15 protein-coding genes are annotated in these 19,676 nt (G+C 36.2%); 12 read left to right on the top strand and 3 right to left on the bottom strand.

The window, feature by feature from the left end; genetic code table 11:
* The 4 genes from DET63_RS30430 to DET63_RS09810 all read left to right on the top strand — a co-directional run.
* The coding region (locus tag DET63_RS30430) for an MSCRAMM family protein (RefSeq protein WP_220182449.1) at positions 1–897 on the top strand (897 nt) is incomplete at its 5' end.
* A gap of 249 nt (positions 898–1,146) precedes the next feature.
* A complete protein-coding gene (locus DET63_RS09820; RefSeq protein ID WP_113936587.1) occupies positions 1,147–1,821 on the top strand; it encodes a hypothetical protein in 675 nt (224 codons plus the stop codon).
* Positions 1,822–2,013: 192 nt separating this feature from the next.
* Complete coding sequence (locus tag DET63_RS09815) at positions 2,014–2,490, top strand: PH domain-containing protein (protein WP_113936586.1); 477 nt, start codon at positions 2,014–2,016, stop codon at positions 2,488–2,490.
* Positions 2,483–3,895 (top strand): PH domain-containing protein, encoded by a 1,413-nt coding sequence (locus DET63_RS09810; protein ID WP_113936585.1) that lies wholly within the window; start codon positions 2,483–2,485, stop codon positions 3,893–3,895. Before DET63_RS09815 ends, DET63_RS09810 begins: the two co-directional genes overlap by 8 nt.
* Positions 3,896–3,994: 99 nt before the next feature.
* Here the strand turns inward: DET63_RS09810 and hmoB are convergent, their stop codons facing one another.
* Positions 3,995–4,498, bottom strand: a complete 504-nt coding sequence (hmoB, locus tag DET63_RS09805; RefSeq protein WP_002087141.1) for a heme-degrading monooxygenase HmoB — start codon at positions 4,496–4,498, stop codon at positions 3,995–3,997.
* A 127-nt stretch (positions 4,499–4,625) separates the two neighbouring features.
* Between hmoB and DET63_RS09800 the strand changes: the two genes are divergently transcribed.
* From DET63_RS09800 to hemY, 4 genes are all read left to right on the top strand, one after another.
* Positions 4,626–6,743 (top strand): transglycosylase domain-containing protein, encoded by a 2,118-nt coding sequence (locus tag DET63_RS09800; RefSeq protein WP_113936584.1) that lies wholly within the window; start codon positions 4,626–4,628, stop codon positions 6,741–6,743.
* 189 nt (positions 6,744–6,932) lie between these two features.
* A complete protein-coding gene (gene hemE / locus DET63_RS09795; RefSeq protein ID WP_113936583.1) occupies positions 6,933–7,979 on the top strand; it encodes a uroporphyrinogen decarboxylase in 1,047 nt (348 codons plus the stop codon).
* A 14-nt stretch (positions 7,980–7,993) separates the two neighbouring features.
* Positions 7,994–8,929, top strand: a complete 936-nt coding sequence (gene hemH / locus DET63_RS09790; RefSeq protein WP_113936582.1) for a ferrochelatase — start codon at positions 7,994–7,996, stop codon at positions 8,927–8,929.
* 19 nt (positions 8,930–8,948) lie between these two features.
* Complete coding sequence (gene hemY, locus DET63_RS09785; protein ID WP_063217635.1) at positions 8,949–10,370, top strand: protoporphyrinogen oxidase; 1,422 nt, start codon at positions 8,949–8,951, stop codon at positions 10,368–10,370.
* Between the two features lie 61 nt (positions 10,371–10,431).
* Here hemY and DET63_RS09780 read toward each other — a convergent pair whose 3' ends face one another.
* The gene (locus tag DET63_RS09780) at positions 10,432–11,784 is read right to left on the bottom strand and encodes a DUF4026 domain-containing protein (RefSeq protein ID WP_002125811.1); all 1,353 of its coding nucleotides are present in this window, start codon (positions 11,782–11,784) and stop codon (positions 10,432–10,434) included.
* Between the two features lie 241 nt (positions 11,785–12,025).
* Between DET63_RS09780 and DET63_RS09775 the strand changes: the two genes are divergently transcribed.
* On the top strand, positions 12,026–14,392 hold the full coding sequence (locus DET63_RS09775; RefSeq protein WP_113936581.1) for a DUF6359 domain-containing protein: 2,367 nt from the start codon (positions 12,026–12,028) through the stop codon (positions 14,390–14,392).
* 103 nt (positions 14,393–14,495) lie between these two features.
* Entirely contained in the window at positions 14,496–14,795 is a 300-nt protein-coding gene (locus DET63_RS09770; protein WP_113936580.1) for a hypothetical protein, read from the top strand.
* Positions 14,796–14,843: 48 nt separating this feature from the next.
* On the opposite strand, the gene DET63_RS09765 is transcribed toward DET63_RS09770, so the two are convergent.
* The gene (locus DET63_RS09765) at positions 14,844–15,686 is read right to left on the bottom strand and encodes an ABC transporter permease (RefSeq protein ID WP_016101578.1); all 843 of its coding nucleotides are present in this window, start codon (positions 15,684–15,686) and stop codon (positions 14,844–14,846) included.
* Between the two features lie 433 nt (positions 15,687–16,119).
* Between DET63_RS09765 and DET63_RS09760 the strand changes: the two genes are divergently transcribed.
* Positions 16,120–16,692: a TetR/AcrR family transcriptional regulator gene (locus tag DET63_RS09760; protein ID WP_061688996.1), complete on the top strand. Its 573-nt coding sequence runs from the start codon at positions 16,120–16,122 to the stop codon at positions 16,690–16,692.
* A 206-nt stretch (positions 16,693–16,898) separates the two neighbouring features.
* Positions 16,899–19,634 carry a YhgE/Pip domain-containing protein gene (locus DET63_RS09755; protein WP_113936579.1) on the top strand — a complete coding sequence of 912 codons (2,736 nt, stop codon included), beginning with the start codon at positions 16,899–16,901 and terminating at the stop codon, positions 19,632–19,634.
* The last annotated feature ends 42 nt before the right edge of the window (positions 19,635–19,676 follow it).

Genomic DNA, 19,676 nt, shown 5'->3' with positions numbered 1-19,676 from the left:
GTAGAAATTACAAAAGTAGATAAAGAGAACCAAAAAGCATTAGAAGGCGTAGTCTTCGAAGTGCAAGATGAGCAAGGAAAAGTAGTAACAGAAGTAACGACAGATAAAGAAGGAAAAGCAACAATTTCAGATTTATCTGTAGGTAAGTACAAATTAGTAGAGAAAGAAAGCTTACCAGGTTACAAAGAACTAACAGAACCAGTATCATTCGAAATTACAAAAGGTATGACGAAAGTTTTATCATTGAAAGTAGAGAATGAACAGTTAGACAAAGGTTCAGTGGAAATTACAAAAATGGCTGCTGAAAGCAAGAATATATTATCAGGAGCTGTGTTTGAAGTTCATGATGAAAAAGGTAAAGTAGTAGCGAGAGTAACAACAGATAAAGAAGGAAAAGCAAAAGTCTCAGATCTATCTGTAGGTAACTACACACTTGTAGAAGTAGAAGCACCAAAAGGATATGAAAAATTAACTAATCCAATTCCATTTGAAATTACAAAAGGAATGATAAATTCAGTTCAATTAGAAGTATTAAACGAATTGAGTCAATTAGCACCACCAGGTCCAGAAAAACCAGATCCAGAGAAACCTGGAACAACAGATCCAGAGAAACCTGGAACAACAGATCCAGAGAAGCCTGGAACAACAGATCCAGAAAAACCGGAAACAACAGATCCAGAGAAGCCTGGAACAACAGATCCAGAAAAACCGGAAACAACAGATCCAGAGAAGCCTGGAACAACAAATCCGGAGGAACCTGGAACAACGAATCCAGAGAAGCCTGAAAAAGAATTACCGAAGACAGGACAGAAAATGCCTGTGGAACCATATATGGGAGCACTTCTTATAATGATGAGTTTTGGGTTACTCGTATTAGGTAGAAAACAACAGAGATAATAAAAGTGGAAAGGTATCCTCAAAGTATTTGAGGGTACCTTTTTAGCATAAAAAAAAGCATCTAGCAAAAGTACTAGATGCAAATAAAAACACAAGGGAAGATAAATGTCTTCCCTTTTCCCGTAAGTAATTATATCAAAAAAATTATAAAAAACTAGCTTTATTTTTAATATAATGAATGTGTGAAGCTATGAAAGTAAAAGATTACACTATTTTCGTAGTGTTTTTTATTAAAAGGAGTGAATTATAGTGCTCGGAGTAAAATTTTATGATTGGAAAAAACAACGTCCTAAAAAACATTATTCGCGTGTGCATGAAATTAGGATTTTTGAGTTAATTTTCTCAAAGAAAATTAACGAGTTTGAAATGGGATTGGGAGAGATTGAGCAAGTTACTGTCTATTGTTTAGCTAATGAAAATACTGATATTTCATATAAAGTGAATAGAGCTTTAGGTGAAATTTGTGTATATGTTCCTTACGATTTTATGGAATTTTTAACACTTGATTCAGTTGAAGAGAAATACAATGAGTTTTGTAAATTAGTACATCAATATGTTATCCCCGGACTTGAAGAAAACTCTACTCTCTCACCACCTATTGTTAGAAAGTATGTCGAAGAGTCTTTGGGAGAAATTGTGAAACGAAACTATGAAGGGATATTTTTAGTAGGAAAGACACCTAAAAAAAGCCCAAGCCGTAAGAAGATAGCGATATTAAAAGGAATTCATCGTGTTAAAGGTTTTCAACTACGATGTGAGGTGTACGATGAAAAGGGTTTAAAGATTCGCGATCAATTATTGGTGGAAGAGGTAGGTAACGAAATGGTGTATTCAAGATTTTTAGGCACATTAAAATGGGAAAGTGAAAATTTAATTGTGGTCAAATCAAAATCTAGTAGTTGGAAAGAAGAAATTTATATTTAATAATAAAGCTATTATAGAAGAAATGATTTGTAGAAAGAAGAGATGCTATTGCTTCTTCTTTCTTTATGTTTATTCGATTAATGAAGGGGATTTTAAAGAAATGCTCGACACAATGTAAGAAACTATAATTTTACAAAACTGTATATAACAACTAATATATAATTAATAAATTCATATAATTGGAGTGATGAGATGCAGCCGTTAGAGAGGGAGATTCATTCTAATATGCTAAAAGTGTGGAGAATTCATGCTTTAATTGGGGCGGCAGTTATACTAGCAGTCGTAATTGCGTATTTCTTTTTTATGATTAACTTTAACTGGTGGGGCTGGTTGTTTGGATTGTTAGTGACAGGAGCAGTTATATACATACCACTCGACTATTTTGTATTTCCAAATTTACGTCAACGTTATTATAGTTACAGATTAAATGAAGAAGAGATTGAGATTCAAAAGGGAATGTTCGTTGTGAGGCGCGTACTTATTCCGATGATCCGCGTGCAGCACGTAACGATTGAGCAAGGACCAATTATGAGAAAGTATAATTTAGCAGAATTACATATTTCAACAGCGGCAACTTCTCATAGTATTCCTGGTTTAACGAAAGAAGAAGCAGAACAATTGAAAAGGCAAATTGGAGAACTTGCGAAAGTGAGTGATGAGGATGTATAAGAGGCAACATCCGATCACGATTTTATTAGGTATTAGGGTTGCGAGTTTGTTGCCACTTATTATTCTTGTTTTATTTAAACCTGACGAACAAGTGGAACCTTGGTATTTATTTTATCTTTTCCTTTTGTTTGTTTTATTCATTATGGCTATTTTTTCAGCAATCAAATGGTATTTCAAAGTGTACTGGATTGAGAATAATATTTTACATATAAAACACGGTGTTTTTGTGAAGAAGGAAAGTTATTTAAATAAAGACCGTGTGCAAAATATTAGTACGTCTTCTAACGTTATTTATCAATTACTTGGGCTTACGAAGTTAAACATAGAAGTAGCGGGTGGCGGTAGTGAGCCAGAAGTGATGTTAGCTGGTATTAAAGAAGACGAGGCAAAACATTTAATCTCTTTATTACATAAGAAAGAAGTTACTGTAAATGAAGAAATAGAAGAGGAAGAAAGCAAGAGGGTTTATCAGTTAACATCGAAAGAAGTTTTAGCAGCAGCGATTACATCTGGTCGGTTGGGACTAGTGTTTTCTGGACTAGTACTTCTTTACACAAAGTTTAATTTTGTTCTTCCGGAAAGGTTCACAAATAAAATAGAAGTGTATGTGATGGGGAATGGTGTCTATAAACTAATTGTAATTGCAGTAATTTTAATGGCGATTTCATGGATTGTTTCTACGGCGGGATATGTGTTAAAATATGCAAACTTTAAAATTGAGCGAAAAGGGGAAGAGATTTGTATCGTTCAAGGGTTATTTGAAAAGAAAGAGTTTGTCTTAAAATTGCACCGCATTCAAGCGATTACTGTGAAAGAAGGTATTTTTCGCCAACCATTTGGTTATTGTGCTGTTGAAGTGGAAGCAATTCAAAGTATTGGAGCAGCAAGTAACGAAGTGATGCTGCATCCTTTTATGAAGAAAAAAGATGTACAGCACCTGCTCACATATTTAGAGTTACCTTATGAAATCGAAGAGGAGATCGTTCACTTACCAAAAACAGCGTTGCGTCGTTATTTCATTATAGGCTGGTTAATAAGTATCATGCTCACGGTTCCAATTGTCGGCGTGAGTATATATTTTAAACAATATATCACTTTATTTGTTCTTTTACCGTTATTTATCGTGTTTTCGTTACTTGCGTATGCTAGATATAAAAGTGGCGGCTATGCAATAAGAGAAAATCAACTAACGGTCGTGTACCGTGATTTTGCGAAATATACAGGAATGATGCGACGAAGACATGTTCAAGCAGTGGGCTATAATCAATCGTATTTTCAAAGGAAAGATGAATTATGTACTACTCCTGTAGCGGTAGCTGGGCGCGGTTATGAAGTGAAGCATATGCGAAAAGAAGACGCGCTTCGCATATATAATTGGTACAAAGAAAAAGGAAACACCGTGTAATGGTGTTTCCTTTATTTGTGTCGTGATTTGTCGATAAGTCGATATATTCGAAAAATCGCCGATATAATTTCATATACCGCCGACTCCGAACTCCGAAAATTAAACTAACACATCAAAAGTAGTCACGAACGACGGGCGAGAGAAAATGCTTTTTTGCTGTTCTGCATGTGGATGCGCCTGAGCCTGAGCTTGTCCCTCTGCTTGTGCAGGACGTTTTTTATGAGCGTTTTCGAATGAACGTGATTCCGTCCAGTCTTTAAAGTTTTGCTCAGTTTCCCACATCGTTAAGATGACATATGTATCGTTACTTAATGGGCGAAGAACACGGATTGCTTGGAAGCCAGGCTCATTTTCGATTAGACCAGCACGGTTTTTAAAACGGTTTTCAAATACTGGGCGACCTTCGTCTGTTACAGAAATGTTGTTACAAACGATGTAGCCAGGTTGTCCTTTAAATTCTCCAACAGCGTCTAATACGTCATACTGAAGTGTGGATTCCACAGATTCTTCAGTATTTTCTTTATAAAACATATCTTTTTCGTTATTTTTTGCAGTGAAATGTGCTTGTTCTAGAGGTGTTTCGTATGAAATAATAGCCTTCATTTTAATGCCCCCTTTATGGTTTGTCTCTATTATATCAATTCTCTTAAAAAACTTCGAAGATTATATACATAAAGATACTTCTTTTTCAAATAATAAATGTACCATCATTTGGAAAGAAGGCCGATGTATGAAGAAAGCAAAGTGGACTTTATTAGGCGGGATAGCAACGTTCGTAGTAGCGATTGTACTCTATAAACTTATTGTGTTAACTGGTGGCTATATGATGGATGAAAAGCAGCTTGTTTTCCACTCTTCATCACGTATCGTTGACCAGAAAGGAAAAGAAATTACGAAGTTATATGTAGAAAATAGAGAGCTCGTGCCGATTGAAGAAATTCCAAAGTACGTGCAGCAAGCATTTATTGCTGTGGAAGATTCTCGTTTTTATGAGCATCAAGGAATTGATTACCCTTCTATATTTCGGGCGCTTTATAAAGACGCGTTAGCTGGAGAGAAGGTAGAAGGCGGTAGTACGATTACGCAGCAACTAGCTAAAAATGTCTTTTTAACTCGCGAAAAAACATTTACGCGTAAATTGAAAGAGGTCGCAATTTCTCTTCAATTAGAGCAAAAATATACGAAGCAGCAAATTCTTGAAATGTATATGAATCATATTTATTTCGGTCATGGGGCATATGGTATTCAAGCGGCAGCAAAGTTGTATTTTAATAAAAATGTAGAAGATTTAACAGTGGAAGAGGGAGCTATGCTTGCAGGGCTTCCGAAAGCGCCAAATGGCTATTCACCGTACTTATCCCTAGAAAAGAGTAAAGGGCGCCGTGATCTTGTTTTGTCACTTATGCATAAACAAGGCTATTTAACAGCGGAAGATAGTGTTCGTTACCAAGGGAAAACAATCGCTCTTTATAAAAATTCAGATGAACGTGAACTCGCATATATGCCGTATATCGATATGGTTATAGATGAAGCGGCGCGTTTATATGGTTTATCGCATCAAGAAGTACTGCGCGGAGGATATACGTTTGTCGTACCGATGGATGAAAAAGTTCAAAAGGTAGCATATAACCAGTTTCAAGATGCGAGAAATTTCCCTGGTAAAGAAAACGGGGCGCAAGGTGCATTTTTATTAATGGATAATCAGACTGGCGGAATTAAAGCCGCGATTGGCGGAAGAGAGTATGTTCCGAGAGGGCTTAATCGCGTTTTTGCAAAGCGGCAGCCTGGTTCTGTTTTAAAGCCGCTTATCGTATATGGACCTGCACTTGAGACGAAGAAATATAATCCATATTCTTTATTAACGAATGAAAAAAGTTCGTTTGAAGGTTATGAACCTCGAAATTATAATCATGAGTATACGAAAGAGATGACGATGTACGATGCGGTATTAGAATCAGCAAATGTGCCAGCTGTATCTTTATTAAATGAATTAGGGGTAGATGAGGGAAAGCAATATTTAGAGAAAGGGAATGTTCATATTGCGGACTCAGGTTTAAGCACAGCACTTGGCGGGCTGAAAAATGGTGTGTCTCCATTTGATCTTGTAAAAATGTACCGATCTTTTTTAGCAAACGGGAATATTATCGAACCGCACGTTATCGATAAAGTATTAAATAGACACGGAGCAGTCATTGGAGAATCATCAAAAGCTGAAACGAAAGTCTTTTCGAAGCAAACGGCATGGTATATGACAAAGATGCTTGAAGGAGTTGTGAAAGAAGGTACGGCGAAAGCTGGCGTATATAGTGGAGCTTTAGCTGGAAAAACAGGCACAACTTCACTGCCGAATGATGACAATGGTGCGCGTGATATGTGGTTCGTTGGATATACACCGAATTTAGTAGGTGCAGTTTGGATTGGCTATGACCGCACCGATAAAGAGCATCAATTACAAGATGGAAATGCATCTGCAACGATGTTATTTAAAAAGATTTTAACGAAAGCAAATATACAAGATAAAGCGAGTTTTCATAGGCCAAAAGGTGTTGAAACAATTGGACTGCCAATTCGTTTAGATAAGATTCAAAACGTGGAAGCAAAACTAGCATTTAGTCCTTTCGGTTTATTTGCAATGAAACTAAGCTGGACGCCGCTTCCTGATGAGAGAATTATGTACCGGATTTATAAAGTTGAAAAAGGAATTCATACTCACGTTGGAACGGCAAAAGGAACAGGGAAATATGAGGAAAAGTTTATTAATATATTCTCAAAACCAAGTTTTTACGTTGTGCCATATAACACACAAACGAACCGTGAAGGAGAAAAGTCAAAAGTAGCTAAACCGTAGTTTTTCTCTGTGCTATAATAAGAATGTTGTGAAAATAGTAAACGTTTTTACGAACGTTTGTGTCAATTTAATGAACAACGTACATAATGTTATGCATTTTGTTTTTACAAGCTGTATAGTAAAAAAAGATAAATATCGGAATAGAGCATATTTAAAGAAAAAGCATTGGTAAGGAAGGGAGCTAGGGTCTTGGTAAGAACTATAAATGAGACATTTTTAAAAGCATGTAGGGGGGAACGTACAGAGTATGTACCAGCATGGTATATGCGTCAAGCAGGTCGTTCACAGCCGGAATATAGAAAGATAAAAGAGAACTATTCTTTATTTGAAATTACACATAATCCAGAGTTGTGCGCTTACGTTACAAAGTTGCCAGTTGATCAATATAACGTAGACGCAGCAATTCTTTATAAAGATATTATGTCACCACTACCTGCAATTGGTGTTGATGTGGAAATTAAATCTGGCATTGGTCCAGTTATCGATAATCCAATCCGTTCTTTACAAGACGTAGAAAAATTAGGGGAAATCAATCCAGAAGATGACGTACCTTACATACTAGATACAATTCGTTTATTAACGACAGAAATGTTAGATGTACCGTTAATCGGTTTTTCAGGAGCTCCATTTACGTTAGCGAGCTATATGATTGAAGGCGGTCCTTCTCGTAATTATCATAATACGAAAGCGTTTATGTATGCAGAGCCGAAAGCTTGGTTCGCTTTAATGGATAAGCTTGCAGATATGGTTATTACATATTTAAAAGCGCAAATTAATGCAGGAGCAAAAGCGGTTCAAATTTTCGATTCTTGGGTTGGAGCAGTAAATGTAGCGGATTACCGCATATTTATTAAACCAGCGATGGAGCGTATTTTTGCAGAAGTTCGTAAGGTGGGTGTTCCAATGATTATGCACGGCGTAGGTGCTGCACATTTAGTGAATGAATGGCACGACTTACCGCTTGATGTAGTAGGTTTAGATTGGCGCTTACCGATCGAAGAAGCACGCGCACGTGGTGTTCACAAGGCGGTACAAGGAAATATGGATCCTTCATTCTTATTAGCACCTTGGCCTGTTATTGAAGAACATGTAAAAGGTATTTTAGATCAAGGGATGAAGCAGCCAGGTTATATCTTTAACTTAGGTCACGGCGTATTCCCAGAAGTAAATCCAGATACATTAAAACGCTTAACTACATTTATTCATGAGTACTCTAAAGAACAGTTAGCGAAGTAAAGGAGATTGTCTGTATGAAAAAGAAAATTGGTTTGCTTGTAATGGCATACGGAACGCCATATAAAGAAGAAGATATTGAACGTTACTATACACATATTCGCAGAGGAAGAAAGCCAAGTCCTGAAATGCTAGAAGATTTAACAGAGCGTTACCGTGCAATTGGTGGTATTTCTCCTTTAGCTACTATTACATTAGAGCAAGCTAAAAAGTTAGAAACGCGTTTAAATGAAGTTCAAGATGAAGTAGAGTACCACATGTATCTTGGTTTAAAACATATTGAACCGTTCATTGAAGATGCAGTACAAGCTATGCATAAAGATGGAATAGAAGATGCAATTGCACTCGTTCTTGCCCCTCACTATTCTACTTTTAGCGTGAAGTCGTATGTAGGACGAGCGCAAGAAGAAGCAGGAAAACTTGGGAACTTAACAATTCACGGCATCGATAGCTGGTACAAAGAACCGAAATTTATTCAGTATTGGGTCGATGCAGTGAAAGGTATATATAACGGTATGTCAGAAGCAGAACGTGAAAAAGCAGTGTTAATCGTATCTGCACATAGCTTACCAGAAAAAATTATCGCACTCGGCGATCCATATCCAGATCAATTAAACGAAACAGCTGACTATATTGCACGTGGTGCTGAAGTAGCAAATTATGCAGTTGGCTGGCAAAGTGCCGGAAATACACCAGATCCTTGGATTGGTCCAGATGTACAAGATTTAACGAGAGAATTAAATGAAAAGCACGGCTACAATTCATTCGTATATGCACCAGTTGGATTTGTTGCGGAACATTTAGAAGTTTTATATGACAATGACTTTGAGTGTAAAGTGGTAACGGATGAAATTGGCGCGAAATATTATCGTCCAGAAATGCCAAACGCATCGGACGCATTTATCGACTGTTTAGCAGATGTTGTATTAAAGAAAAAAGAATCTGTAATGTAAGTAGAAAGGGGGAGCTTACTTGAGGAAAAAAGTTGTGATCATCGGCGGTGGCATCACAGGATTGACAACAATGTATAACTTACAAAAAGAAATTCGTGAAAAAAACTTGCCGATAGATGCATTGCTTATAGAAGCGTCTGGTAAACTTGGCGGGAAAATTCAAACCGTTCAAAAAGATGGATTTACAATTGAACGCGGTCCTGATTCTTTCTTAGCAAGAAAAGAGAGCGCAGCTAAATTAGTGAAAGAATTAGGACTTGATGCTGAACTTGTAAATAATAAGGCCGGTCAATCGTTCGTTCTCGTAAACAATCGGTTACATAAAATGCCGAGCGGTTCAATGATGGGAATTCCAACGCAAATTACGCCGTTTCTATTTTCCGGATTGTTCTCCCCAATTGGTAAACTAAGAGCTGGTTTTGATTTATTAATGCCTAGATCAAAACCAGTTTCTGATCAATCACTCGGGCAGTTTTTCAGGCATCGCCTTGGAAATGAAGTTGTTGAAAATTTAATTGAGCCATTATTATCTGGTATTTATGCAGGGGATATTGATGAAATGAGTTTAATGTCAACATTCCCTCAAATTTATCAAATTGAACAGGAGCACCGTAGTATTTCACTCGGTATGCGTACGCTCGCTCCAAAGCAAGAGAAGGCTGAATTGAAAAAAGGAATCTTTAAAACTGTGAAAACGGGTTTAGAATCTATAGTAGAATCTCTTGAAACGAAGATTCCTAATGATATGGTAATGAAGGGAACTCGTATCGAAAAGGTTGCAAAACTTGGTGATAGTTATACGATTACGCTTAGTAACGGAAAAGAAATGGAAGCAGACGCGATTGTAGTTGCGACGCCGCATAAAGTATTGCCATCTATGTTTGCGCAGTATAAGCAGTTTCGTTTCTTCCGTAACATTCCGTCTACATCAGTTGCAAACGTGGCACTTGCTTTCCCAAAGTCTGCAATTCAGAGTGATATTGATGGTACCGGATTTGTCGTATCAAGAAATAGTGATTATACAATTACAGCGTGTACGTGGACACATAAAAAATGGCCACATACAACGCCAGAAGGAAAAACGCTTCTTCGCTGTTACGTCGGACGCCCAGGTGATGAAGCGATTGTTGAACAAACTGACGAAGAAATTGTGCAGCTCGTACTCGAAGACTTACAAAAGACAATGGATATTACAGAGGATCCAGAGTTTACAATTGTAAGCCGCTGGAAAGAAGCCATGCCTCAATATACAGTAGGCCATAAAGAGCGAATGAAAAAGCTCACAACATTTATGGAGGAAGAATTGCCAGGTGTGTATTTGGCAGGTAGTTCTTACGCTGGTTCTGGTCTTCCGGCTTGTATTGAGCAAGGTGAGTTAGCGGCGAAACGTGTGTTATTTCATTTAGAGAAAGTAATGGAGACTAAATTAGTCGCACATTAAAATATTTCAAACAAAACGCCTTCAATTATATTGAAGGCGTTTTGTTTATTATATAAAATACTTATTCACCAATAAACATATATAAGTTATTTGGCTTTATAACGGCATCTCCTGCATAAATAACCCACTCTGTTAAGTTATCAAAATCTAAATGATAACTATTTCCTTCACTCATATCTTCTATAAAATATGGTTCATTAATGAGTATTCCTTGAATGAAATCTTCGGTAATGTTTTGCATTTCAAACCACATATGTTCACTTTTTCCTTCTTCGTAGGAGACACCAAACTTAGCGAGGAAACGAAAATCTTCATTTGATTGTTCAATGTGAAAAATGTTGCTGAAATACCCGAAAGTATTCTTCGCATTATAAGCCATACGATCAGTTTCACTATTTGTTTTATAGAACATGAGCCCTGTAGCTTCCTCGTGTTCTTTGAAAAAACTTTCAATATATTCTTCTGAAGTATTAAACTTGAATAAGAGAACGGATGGAGATTGATGGTATTCATCTCGGTCATCCATCCCGCCAAGAAATACGTTTTGTGCATCTATTGGTTGTAGTTTCACTTCTTCATCCTCGATTGAAGATAATTGATCCATACTCGTTTTATGCCCAATATAAGATAATCCTTTTTCCCATGGAACAGCTACTGTATGTATAGAACCTTGCTGACTATGCGCGATAACGATAGGCTCATTCATAGGGACTTGTCCATTCTCAACGGCATTATTAGCAAATGTTTGAAAGAGATCACCAATGCCGTAATAGGAAGAAATACGATTTGGAATAATTAATTCTATTTCTGTTACGCCTGCTCTTAAAAGGCCGTGTGTATGAAACCAATATTGCGTAGGCTCACCTTCTTTATCGTCTTCATAAACGGAATGAATAACATACAAGTCAGGAATGTCAGGTAATAATTCATTTTCAACGTGATATTCAATATAGCTTCTAGATATCACTTTCATTGCGGCACTTGAATCGATTACAAATAACAAGTCTGGGGCGAGGTTCCATAGAAACTGTAACTGCTGGAAAAAGCAGCCCAGCACATCGCCTACAAATAGCGTACGAGTGAAAATTTCAGTGCCATAAGCAGCATCTTCAAAATTACGATCTACGATTGTAGAATCTTGTCTATTGTACATTTTATATTCTTCTGGGTCATTCGCCTCATCAATATGCAGTTCATACGGTATGATTTTTTCATCCATATGTAACTCGACAATAAGGCTTATCTCATCACTATAAACAATTTTCAACTCATCAACTTTAGTAGAGATAGTTTCTAGCCGCTGTTTTAACTGTTCAATTGTAATTTTAGTTGGTATAACAGCAATCATATCTGAAAAATGACGTTCTAATGTTCCATTCATAGCTGCGCGGTATGTTTCTATTTGCACTTCCATCCAATCACTCCTATTCAAATGAATCTATTTTACATGCCAATTAAATTTCTATATTTTCTGTTTTCTCTCTCTAACATTATAGAGCGCATTCGTAGAAGGTGTAAAATTATTATTTTGTATTATAGTTTGAAAACTTGTAAATTAAATAAATTTTGTGTAAAACTTGTCGAAATATAGTTCTATATAACGAATCATTTGATATGATAGAAATGCTGAGAAAATATGAATTAGGGAGAGGGAAATGGCTGTGAAGAAATTATTAAGTGTCTTTTTATCATTGATGTTATTGCTTTCATTTACTGGAACTTTAGCGCAGGCGGAAGAAACTACTTCTATGTCAGTAGAAAAAGCAATTCAAGTATTTAAGCAGCAAGGGAAAACGAAGGGGATAGTGGAAGGATATATCGTTGGGTATACGCAAAGTCCTTCTAAATACACGAAAGATCCGGCTAAGTTTGACGACACAAACGTGGCAATTGCCGATTCGCCAAACGAAACGAATCCAGACAAAATCATGCCTGTTCAATTGCCAAAAGGCGATGTGAGATCGGCAGTAAATGTGAAAGACCATCCTGAAAATATCGGAAAGAAAGTTAGGTTGACAGGGACGCTTGAGTTATATTTCGGTAGCCCAGGTTTAAAATCAGTAACAGCTCATAAGTTTCAAGGAGAAGAACAAAACCGCGTTAGCGATGTAGTGGCATCACCAAATGGTGGGGAAGTCGCAAAAGGAACAGCAGTAACATTAACAACGAATACAGAAGGAGCAACAATCTACTATACGTTAGATGGCTCTAATCCTACAAATAAAAATGTTCGTTATAAAGGACAAATTGTAGTGAATGAAAATAGTGTAGTGAAAGCAATCGCTGAAAAAGAAGGGCTTACTTCTTCAGCAGTTTCGACATTTTCATTTATAATCGTAACAAATGAACCAGTTCGTATTCATGATATTCAAGGGAAATCACATATTTCTCCTTACAATGGGAAGAAAGTAAACAATGTGGAGGGCGTTGTCACAGCGCTTGATAAAAATGGTTTTTATATAGAAGATAATCAGCCGGATAATGATCCAGCTACTTCTGAAGGTATTTACGTATACAAAAAAGATGCGAATGTAGCAGTAGGAGATCTTGTCCAAGTTGATGGAGAAGTAGAAGAATATGTTGGACCTGGATATGCAGAGCGATTTGAGACAGACTTAACGACGACGGAAATTAAGGCGAGTCGCGTTGCTGTAATCGCAAAAGAGCAACCTTTACCAGCGCCGATTGTATTAGGAGAAAACGGTGTAAAAATCCCTGATCAAATTATCGATAATGATGCATTCGGTCTATTTGATCCAAATGAAGATGCAATCGACTTTTATGAAAGTGTAGAAGGTATGCGCGTTACGATACCAACACCAAAAATTATCGCTCCGCAGAAAAACGGTAATTTATATGTAACAGTAAAAAATGGCGGAGATAAAGTAGTAACGAAGTATGGTACACCTTTATTAGATAAAGAGCAATTAAATCCAGAGCGCCTTTCTGTAAAAGTACCTCGTGATTATGTCGCGAAAGTAGGCGATACGTTCACTGGAGATATAACAGGCGTAGTAGGATATGACTACGGTTCGTTCCGCATTTCGCCAGTAACGGAATTACCATCTGTAGTGGACGGCGGATTTAAGCAAGTAGGGGCAAATATTCAGCCGCGTCTTGATAAGTTAACAGTTGCTACATATAACATTGAAAACTTCTCAGCGAACAAAAAAGAAACAACAGATGAAAAAGTGAAAGCGTTAGCTTATTCTATTAAATATAATTTAAAAATGCCTGATATTATCGGTGTACAAGAGATGCAAGATAATAATGGAGCAATCAATGACGGTACGACTGATGCATCTTTAAGCGCAAAACGTATCATTGATGCTGTATTAGAAATTCGTGGACCGAAGTATGAGTATGTAGAAATTGCGCCGAACAACAATCAAGACGGCGGGGCACCTGGAGCGAATATTCGCGTCGGTTTCTTCTATAACCCATCTCGTGTGAAATTAGCGACAGTACCGAAGTTACTAGATAAAAATGTAGTTCGTATTGGAGACGAAAATCCTTTATTTGAAAGTACACGTAAACCGTTAGCTGCAGAATTTACATTCCAAGGACAAAACGTTGTTGTCATTTCAAATCACTTAAACTCAAAACTAGGAGATGCAACGCCATTTGGAAAAGTGCAGCCGCTCGTATTAAAGAGTGAAGAAAAACGAGTTCAATTAGCACAAGAAGTGAATCATTTCGTACAAGGTATTCAAGAAAAGAATACAAATGCACCAGTTGTTGTATTAGGTGATATGAATGACTTTGAATTCTCTAAACCTTTAGAAGCACTAGAGGGAACGATATTAAAAGATATGTTAAACACAGTGCCGAAAGAGAACCGCTACACGTACATTCATGAAGGTAACGCACAAGTGCTAGATCATATTTTAGTAACAAACAACATCGCACCGCACACAATTGTAGACCCTGTACACTTAAACTCAAACATTATGAAAGAACATGGACGTGTAAGTGACCACGATCCAGTACTTGTTCAAATTGATTTGAAGAAGGCTTCTTAAATAGTCGAGAAAGAACGCTTAGAAATATACTAAGCGTTCTTTTTCTGTAAAAATCATGTTAAAATTGATTAAAAATTCAGTTTTTATAATGAGGAGGTTAAAGATGCAAGCATGGTTAAATGGAAAGTTAATGAATCGGCTTGCAATTTTTTTTAGTACGATCGTGATGCTCCAATTTGTAGCTGATGTAACAGGGCTTACTCAAAGTTTAGACATTACGTATAACTTAATACATACAGCATCTTCCTATATAACGTTTAGTTTGGCGGTTATTTTTACTTTAATCGGTGCAAGAAGAGAATTAAGTAAATATGCAATTATTGCATTATGTTTAGTGGTAGCTATTAAAGCAATTTATTTTGCGGCTGTTGTTATTTTGTGGGGATTGGCTGGTACGCCGTAAATGAATAAAAAAACCTAATTTCCAAGATAACGTGAGGAAATTAGGTTTTTACAATGGCTGAAAAGCTTTTCTACATCGATCTCGTTTTTGAAGTCTTCTCATATATCTTTTTTTGTCCCGTTGTAATCCTTTTATGTACATAAATAAGCTGACAAGGAAGAAAAATGTACATTGTAAAATGTATGGTGACATCCCGTGTAATGGTTGTTTTGGATCATATAAGTGAATAGGTGCTCCGCCTATTGTAGGGAATATTGTATTTAGCAGGACGAAAGGAATGGAAGTAACTGCTAATGGGAATAGAAGTGCCATGTAATCCTTTTGTGACCATGTGGACGCTGCTAAACCTAAGAGGGCCATTAAACCAGCGAATAAAAAATTAATCCCAATATATAGATAAATATAAGTGATGGGAGAAGAGAAATATAACTCTGCGAACATTCCGTTGCCATTTATCATGCTAGTACCGACAGTTGGATCTCCATTTGGAATTGTTAATTTGCAAAGTAATAAAGAAAGAATGAACGGTAAAGTATAAAGAAATCCACCGCAGAAAAATGTAACGATATACTTTGTAAAGGAATACGAGAATAGGGAAATTTCCTTACTTATAAAAGTTTTGAAACCATCGGATTTATCGGAATTATAACTCGTACTAAATGGTAAACTTGCAATAACAGGCATTAATAATAAATAAATATCCATTTCATTATTACGAAACCCGATCCATTTAAAAGCAGTTGCTATAGCCCCATTCGTTGCGTCTCCTAAATAACGAATTACATAATAATAATGATAAATAGAAATAAGAGCTAATCCACTAAACATAATAATTAAAGAAACACGATTACAAAAAGCTTGCCTTATATTTAAACGAAGCGCACGCATCATGACTGAAAAAGCCTCCACTATTTTTATAAATCTGTCTACTTTCTATATTACTATTAAATGTAAGGATTTTCTTGTTTTTTTATTTGTTTATTAGAAAAAGAGGAATTTTGTTGTTGTTAGGTAAGGTTTAACTGTAGAAGAAAATTGTCAGAGTGAAAGGAAAAGGAAGGACATATTGAATTCTAGTTTAGACAAAATTAAGCTTTCTAAACTGAAATAAGAAAAAGGTGTTCATAAAAATTATATCTGAAGAACATCTTTTCCTTTCTCCTTTTTTTCTGATACACTATGACAGTATTATATAGATTGACTGGAATTTTTTTATACTGGGAATAATAAAAAAGAGAACTTGTATAGAATGTAAGCGTGTGGTAATATCAAAGATGTACTGATTGACTATATTATCCAATTGGTCATTTTTGGAGGTGACGATGTGGCGATAGATCGAAAACGTTCTATTATTGAAGCTGCAACAAAGTCTTTTTCAGCGTTCGGTTATAAAGCAACAACGATGGATCAAGTTGCGAAGTTAGCGAATGTAGGAAAAGGAACGATTTATACTTTTTTCAAAAATAAAGAAGAACTATTTGGTGAAATTATTTCTAATTTAATTACAGAGATGAAGCAAGTTGCAGAAAATGCAATTCGTTCAGATATTTCATTTTTTGAAAATGTACATAGAGCACTATATAGCATATTAGAATTTAGAAAAGAACATCAGCTCATGATTAAATTAATTCAAGAAGAGCGTGATATGGGAACGAAAGAAGTACAAGAAGTGATGCAACAAGTAGATGTGGAAATCGTTTCTGTCATTCAATCGTATTTAAAGATTGCGATTGAAAAAGGTGAAATTAGCAAATGTGATCCAGAAATTACAGCATTTATTATGCTTCGCTTATACGTATCGCTTATTTTTGATTGGGAAAAAAATCATGAACCGTTAGAAAAAGAAAAAATATCGGAATTATTCGAACTTTATTTACTAAAAGGATTGTCAAATTAAGATAATCCTTTTAATATTATAAAAAATGACCAATTGAACAAATTGGTCAATCGTATAAGGAGGATGGTTAAATATAATCATGTAGATGAAAATGTGCATAGTATAAATTCGGGGATAAGGCATATGTATGAACAGATATAGCCTTTTTATTTGGGTAAAAATGACTAAAAATACATTTTGGTCATTTTTGAAAAGGGGGATAAATTATGAAATGGCATAAGTTGCTTAGTAAAGAATTTGCAGAGATTATAAAAAGTAAAAAAATATTAATCCCAATCATTGCGGTTTTATTTGTACCGATTTTATATGCAGGTATGTTTTTATGGGCCTTTTGGGATCCGTATAAACAGTTAGATGATTTGCCAGTGGCGGTAGTCAATTTAGATAAAGGTGCAGTATTTGATGGGAAACCAATTGAGGTCGGAAAAGAGCTCGTTGATAACTTAAAAGATAATAAAAGTTTTAAATGGGAATTTGTAAGTGAAAAAGAAGCGAAAGAGGGAATGGAAGGCAGAAAGTATTACATGTTAGTACGTATCCCAGATGACTTCTCAAGTAACGCTACAACGTTATTAAAAGACGATCCGAAACCATTAAACTTAGAATACATTCCAAATGAAAGTTTAAACTTCTTATCTTCACAAATTGGCGGAACAGCAATTGAAAAAATTAAAGGTGAAGTATCAAGCACGTTAACGAAAACATATGCAGAGAAAATGTTTGATTCCATTAAAGACGTCTCAAAAGGATTAGCAGATGGAGCAGAAGGGGCAAATAAACTACACGACGGATCAAGTGAGTTACATGATGGTTCAAGTAAAGTGACGGATGGCCTTCATACACTTCAAGGGAAGTCTGGAGAGATGAAAGATGGAGTTCAGAAATTAGCAGATGGATCTAATAAATTACAAGATGGATCCGGAAAAGTGACAGCAGGTTTAAATACATTAAATAGCAAAACGGGTATAGGAAAATTACAAGATGGATCAGGAAAAGTAACAGACGGTTTAAATACGCTAAATGGCAAAACAGGTGAAATGCAGACAGGTATAGGAAAATTAGTAGACGGATCAGGAAAAGTAACGAACGGTTTAAATACGTTAAATAGCAAAACGGGTGAATTGCGTGATGGATCTGAGAAAGTGACTGGTGGCTTGAACAAACTAGTAAGTAAATCTGGTGAATTACAAACAGGAACAACTGACCTATCAAATGGTATGGGAAAACTTGCTGAAAGGCAAAGTCAATTAGAGGAAGGTTCTCAAGAAATTCAAAAGGGATTGCAAGAGTTAAATAGTAACGTACAAAAGTCTGCCGCAGGCTTAGAGGAAATGCAGTCGAAAGTTCCTTCTATATTAAATACAGTAAATGAGAAAATAGATGGAGCTGGGGCGAATGTAAATCAGTTAAATGAACTTACACAATCAACAGCAGGAGATGCCAAAAATGCAGCGCAAGAGGTAGCGAATTTACAAAAGCAAATTGAAAGTTTACCAAAAGAATATCAAGAGCAGTTACAACCATTCATAACAAGTGCTGTAAAAAGTACAGCGACAGTTCAGCAAAAAGCTGCCGGAGTAGCAGGTGGAACAAATAAATTAAATGAAGAAGTAAAACAATTAACAGGCGAAATACATCAAACAACAAATGGATTGCAAAACAAATTACCAAATCCAGCAGGGGTGAAAACTCTGGCAGTTGGTGTTGAGAAACTAACTTACGCACAAAATGAATTTGTTAGTAAGTTTCATGGGTTTGGTGAGGGATTAGATAAAGTAAAAATAGGTGCTGATAAATTAAAAGATGGATCGGTTCAATTAATTGATGGAGTAACGCAATTACAAAGCGGATCCGGAAAAGTGACAGCTGGATTAGGTCAATTATCTGCAGGAGCAAATCAATTAGCAGATGGCTCAAACCAAGTAACAGGCGGTTTAGGTACGTTATCTGTAGGAGCAAACCAAATGGCAGGTGGAATAAATCAATTAGCGGACGGTTCAAGTCAAGTAACAGGTGGTTTAGGCACATTATCAGTAGGAGTAACTAAATTAGCAGATGGCTCAAGTCAAGTAACAACTGGCTTAGGTACTCTAAATGGTGGGCTAAATAAAATGTCAACTGGCTCAACCCAACTAATCGACGGAGTAAATAAACTAACAGACGGATCCGGAAAAGTGACAGATGGACTTGTGAAAGTAAATGATGGTTCAGGTGAACTTGCTGAGAAACTTGGTGAAGGTGCAGAAAAAACAGGAGAAGTAAAAGGAACGGATAAAACGTATGATATGTTTGCAAGCCCAGTAAAAGTGAAGACGGAGAAAATGGCGGAAGTTCCAAACTACGGAACAGGATTCACACCGTATTTCTTATCACTCGGTTTATTCGTTGGGGCATTACTATTATCTATCGTTTACCCATTACGCGATACAGTCGGTGTTCCGAAATCAGGATTTAGTTGGTTTATTAGTAAGTTTGGTGTTTTACTATCAGTCGGTATTATTCAAGCAATAGTAGCAGATGTCATATTACTTTTCTGGTTAGGTGTAGAAGTACAAAGTATTCCATACTTCATACTCTTTAGTATTGTTACGAGTTTAGCGTTTATTTCATTAATTCAATGTTTAGTAACAGCATTCGGTGACGCAGGGCGTTTCATCGCCATCATCACATTAATTATTCAGCTTACAACAAGTGCTGGAACATTCCCGCTAGAGTTGATTCCGAAGTATTTACAACCATTTAATGCTTGGCTACCGATGACATACTCTGTATCAGGATTTAAAGCAGTCGTATCAAGCGGTGATTTTAACTTCATGTGGCAAAATATAGGGATACTCATGATCTTTATCGTTGTATTATCACTTGGAACAATTGCTTCATTAACGTGGATGCACAAACGACAATTTAAAAATATTGCTGAAAATCAATCGATTGAAGCGTAGAAAAAAAGCACCTTTTCGGTGCTTTTTTATTTTAACTTATCG

The sequence above is a fragment of the Bacillus sp. DB-2 genome (assembly GCF_003315125.1).
Taxonomy (GTDB): domain Bacteria; phylum Bacillota; class Bacilli; order Bacillales; family Bacillaceae_G; genus Bacillus_A; species Bacillus_A mycoides.
The sequence above is the reverse complement of the archived record's forward strand: the minus strand, read 5'-3'. Positions and strand labels throughout refer to the sequence as shown.

Coding starts and splice junctions, on each gene's coding strand:
- DET63_RS09800 (WP_113936584.1), top strand. CDS start 4,626: ATGAAGAAAGCAAAGTGGACTTTATTAGGCGGGATAGCAACGTTCGTA.
- hmoB (WP_002087141.1), bottom strand. CDS start 4,498: ATGAAGGCTATTATTTCATACGAAACACCTCTAGAACAAGCACATTTC.
- DET63_RS09780 (WP_002125811.1), bottom strand. CDS start 11,784: ATGGAAGTGCAAATAGAAACATACCGCGCAGCTATGAATGGAACATTA.
- DET63_RS09810 (WP_113936585.1), top strand. CDS start 2,483: ATGTATAAGAGGCAACATCCGATCACGATTTTATTAGGTATTAGGGTT.
- DET63_RS09755 (WP_113936579.1), top strand. CDS start 16,899: ATGAAATGGCATAAGTTGCTTAGTAAAGAATTTGCAGAGATTATAAAA.
- DET63_RS09775 (WP_113936581.1), top strand. CDS start 12,026: ATGGCTGTGAAGAAATTATTAAGTGTCTTTTTATCATTGATGTTATTG.
- DET63_RS09770 (WP_113936580.1), top strand. CDS start 14,496: ATGCAAGCATGGTTAAATGGAAAGTTAATGAATCGGCTTGCAATTTTT.
- DET63_RS09765 (WP_016101578.1), bottom strand. CDS start 15,686: ATGATGCGTGCGCTTCGTTTAAATATAAGGCAAGCTTTTTGTAATCGT.
- hemH (WP_113936582.1), top strand. CDS start 7,994: ATGAAAAAGAAAATTGGTTTGCTTGTAATGGCATACGGAACGCCATAT.
- DET63_RS09815 (WP_113936586.1), top strand. CDS start 2,014: ATGCAGCCGTTAGAGAGGGAGATTCATTCTAATATGCTAAAAGTGTGG.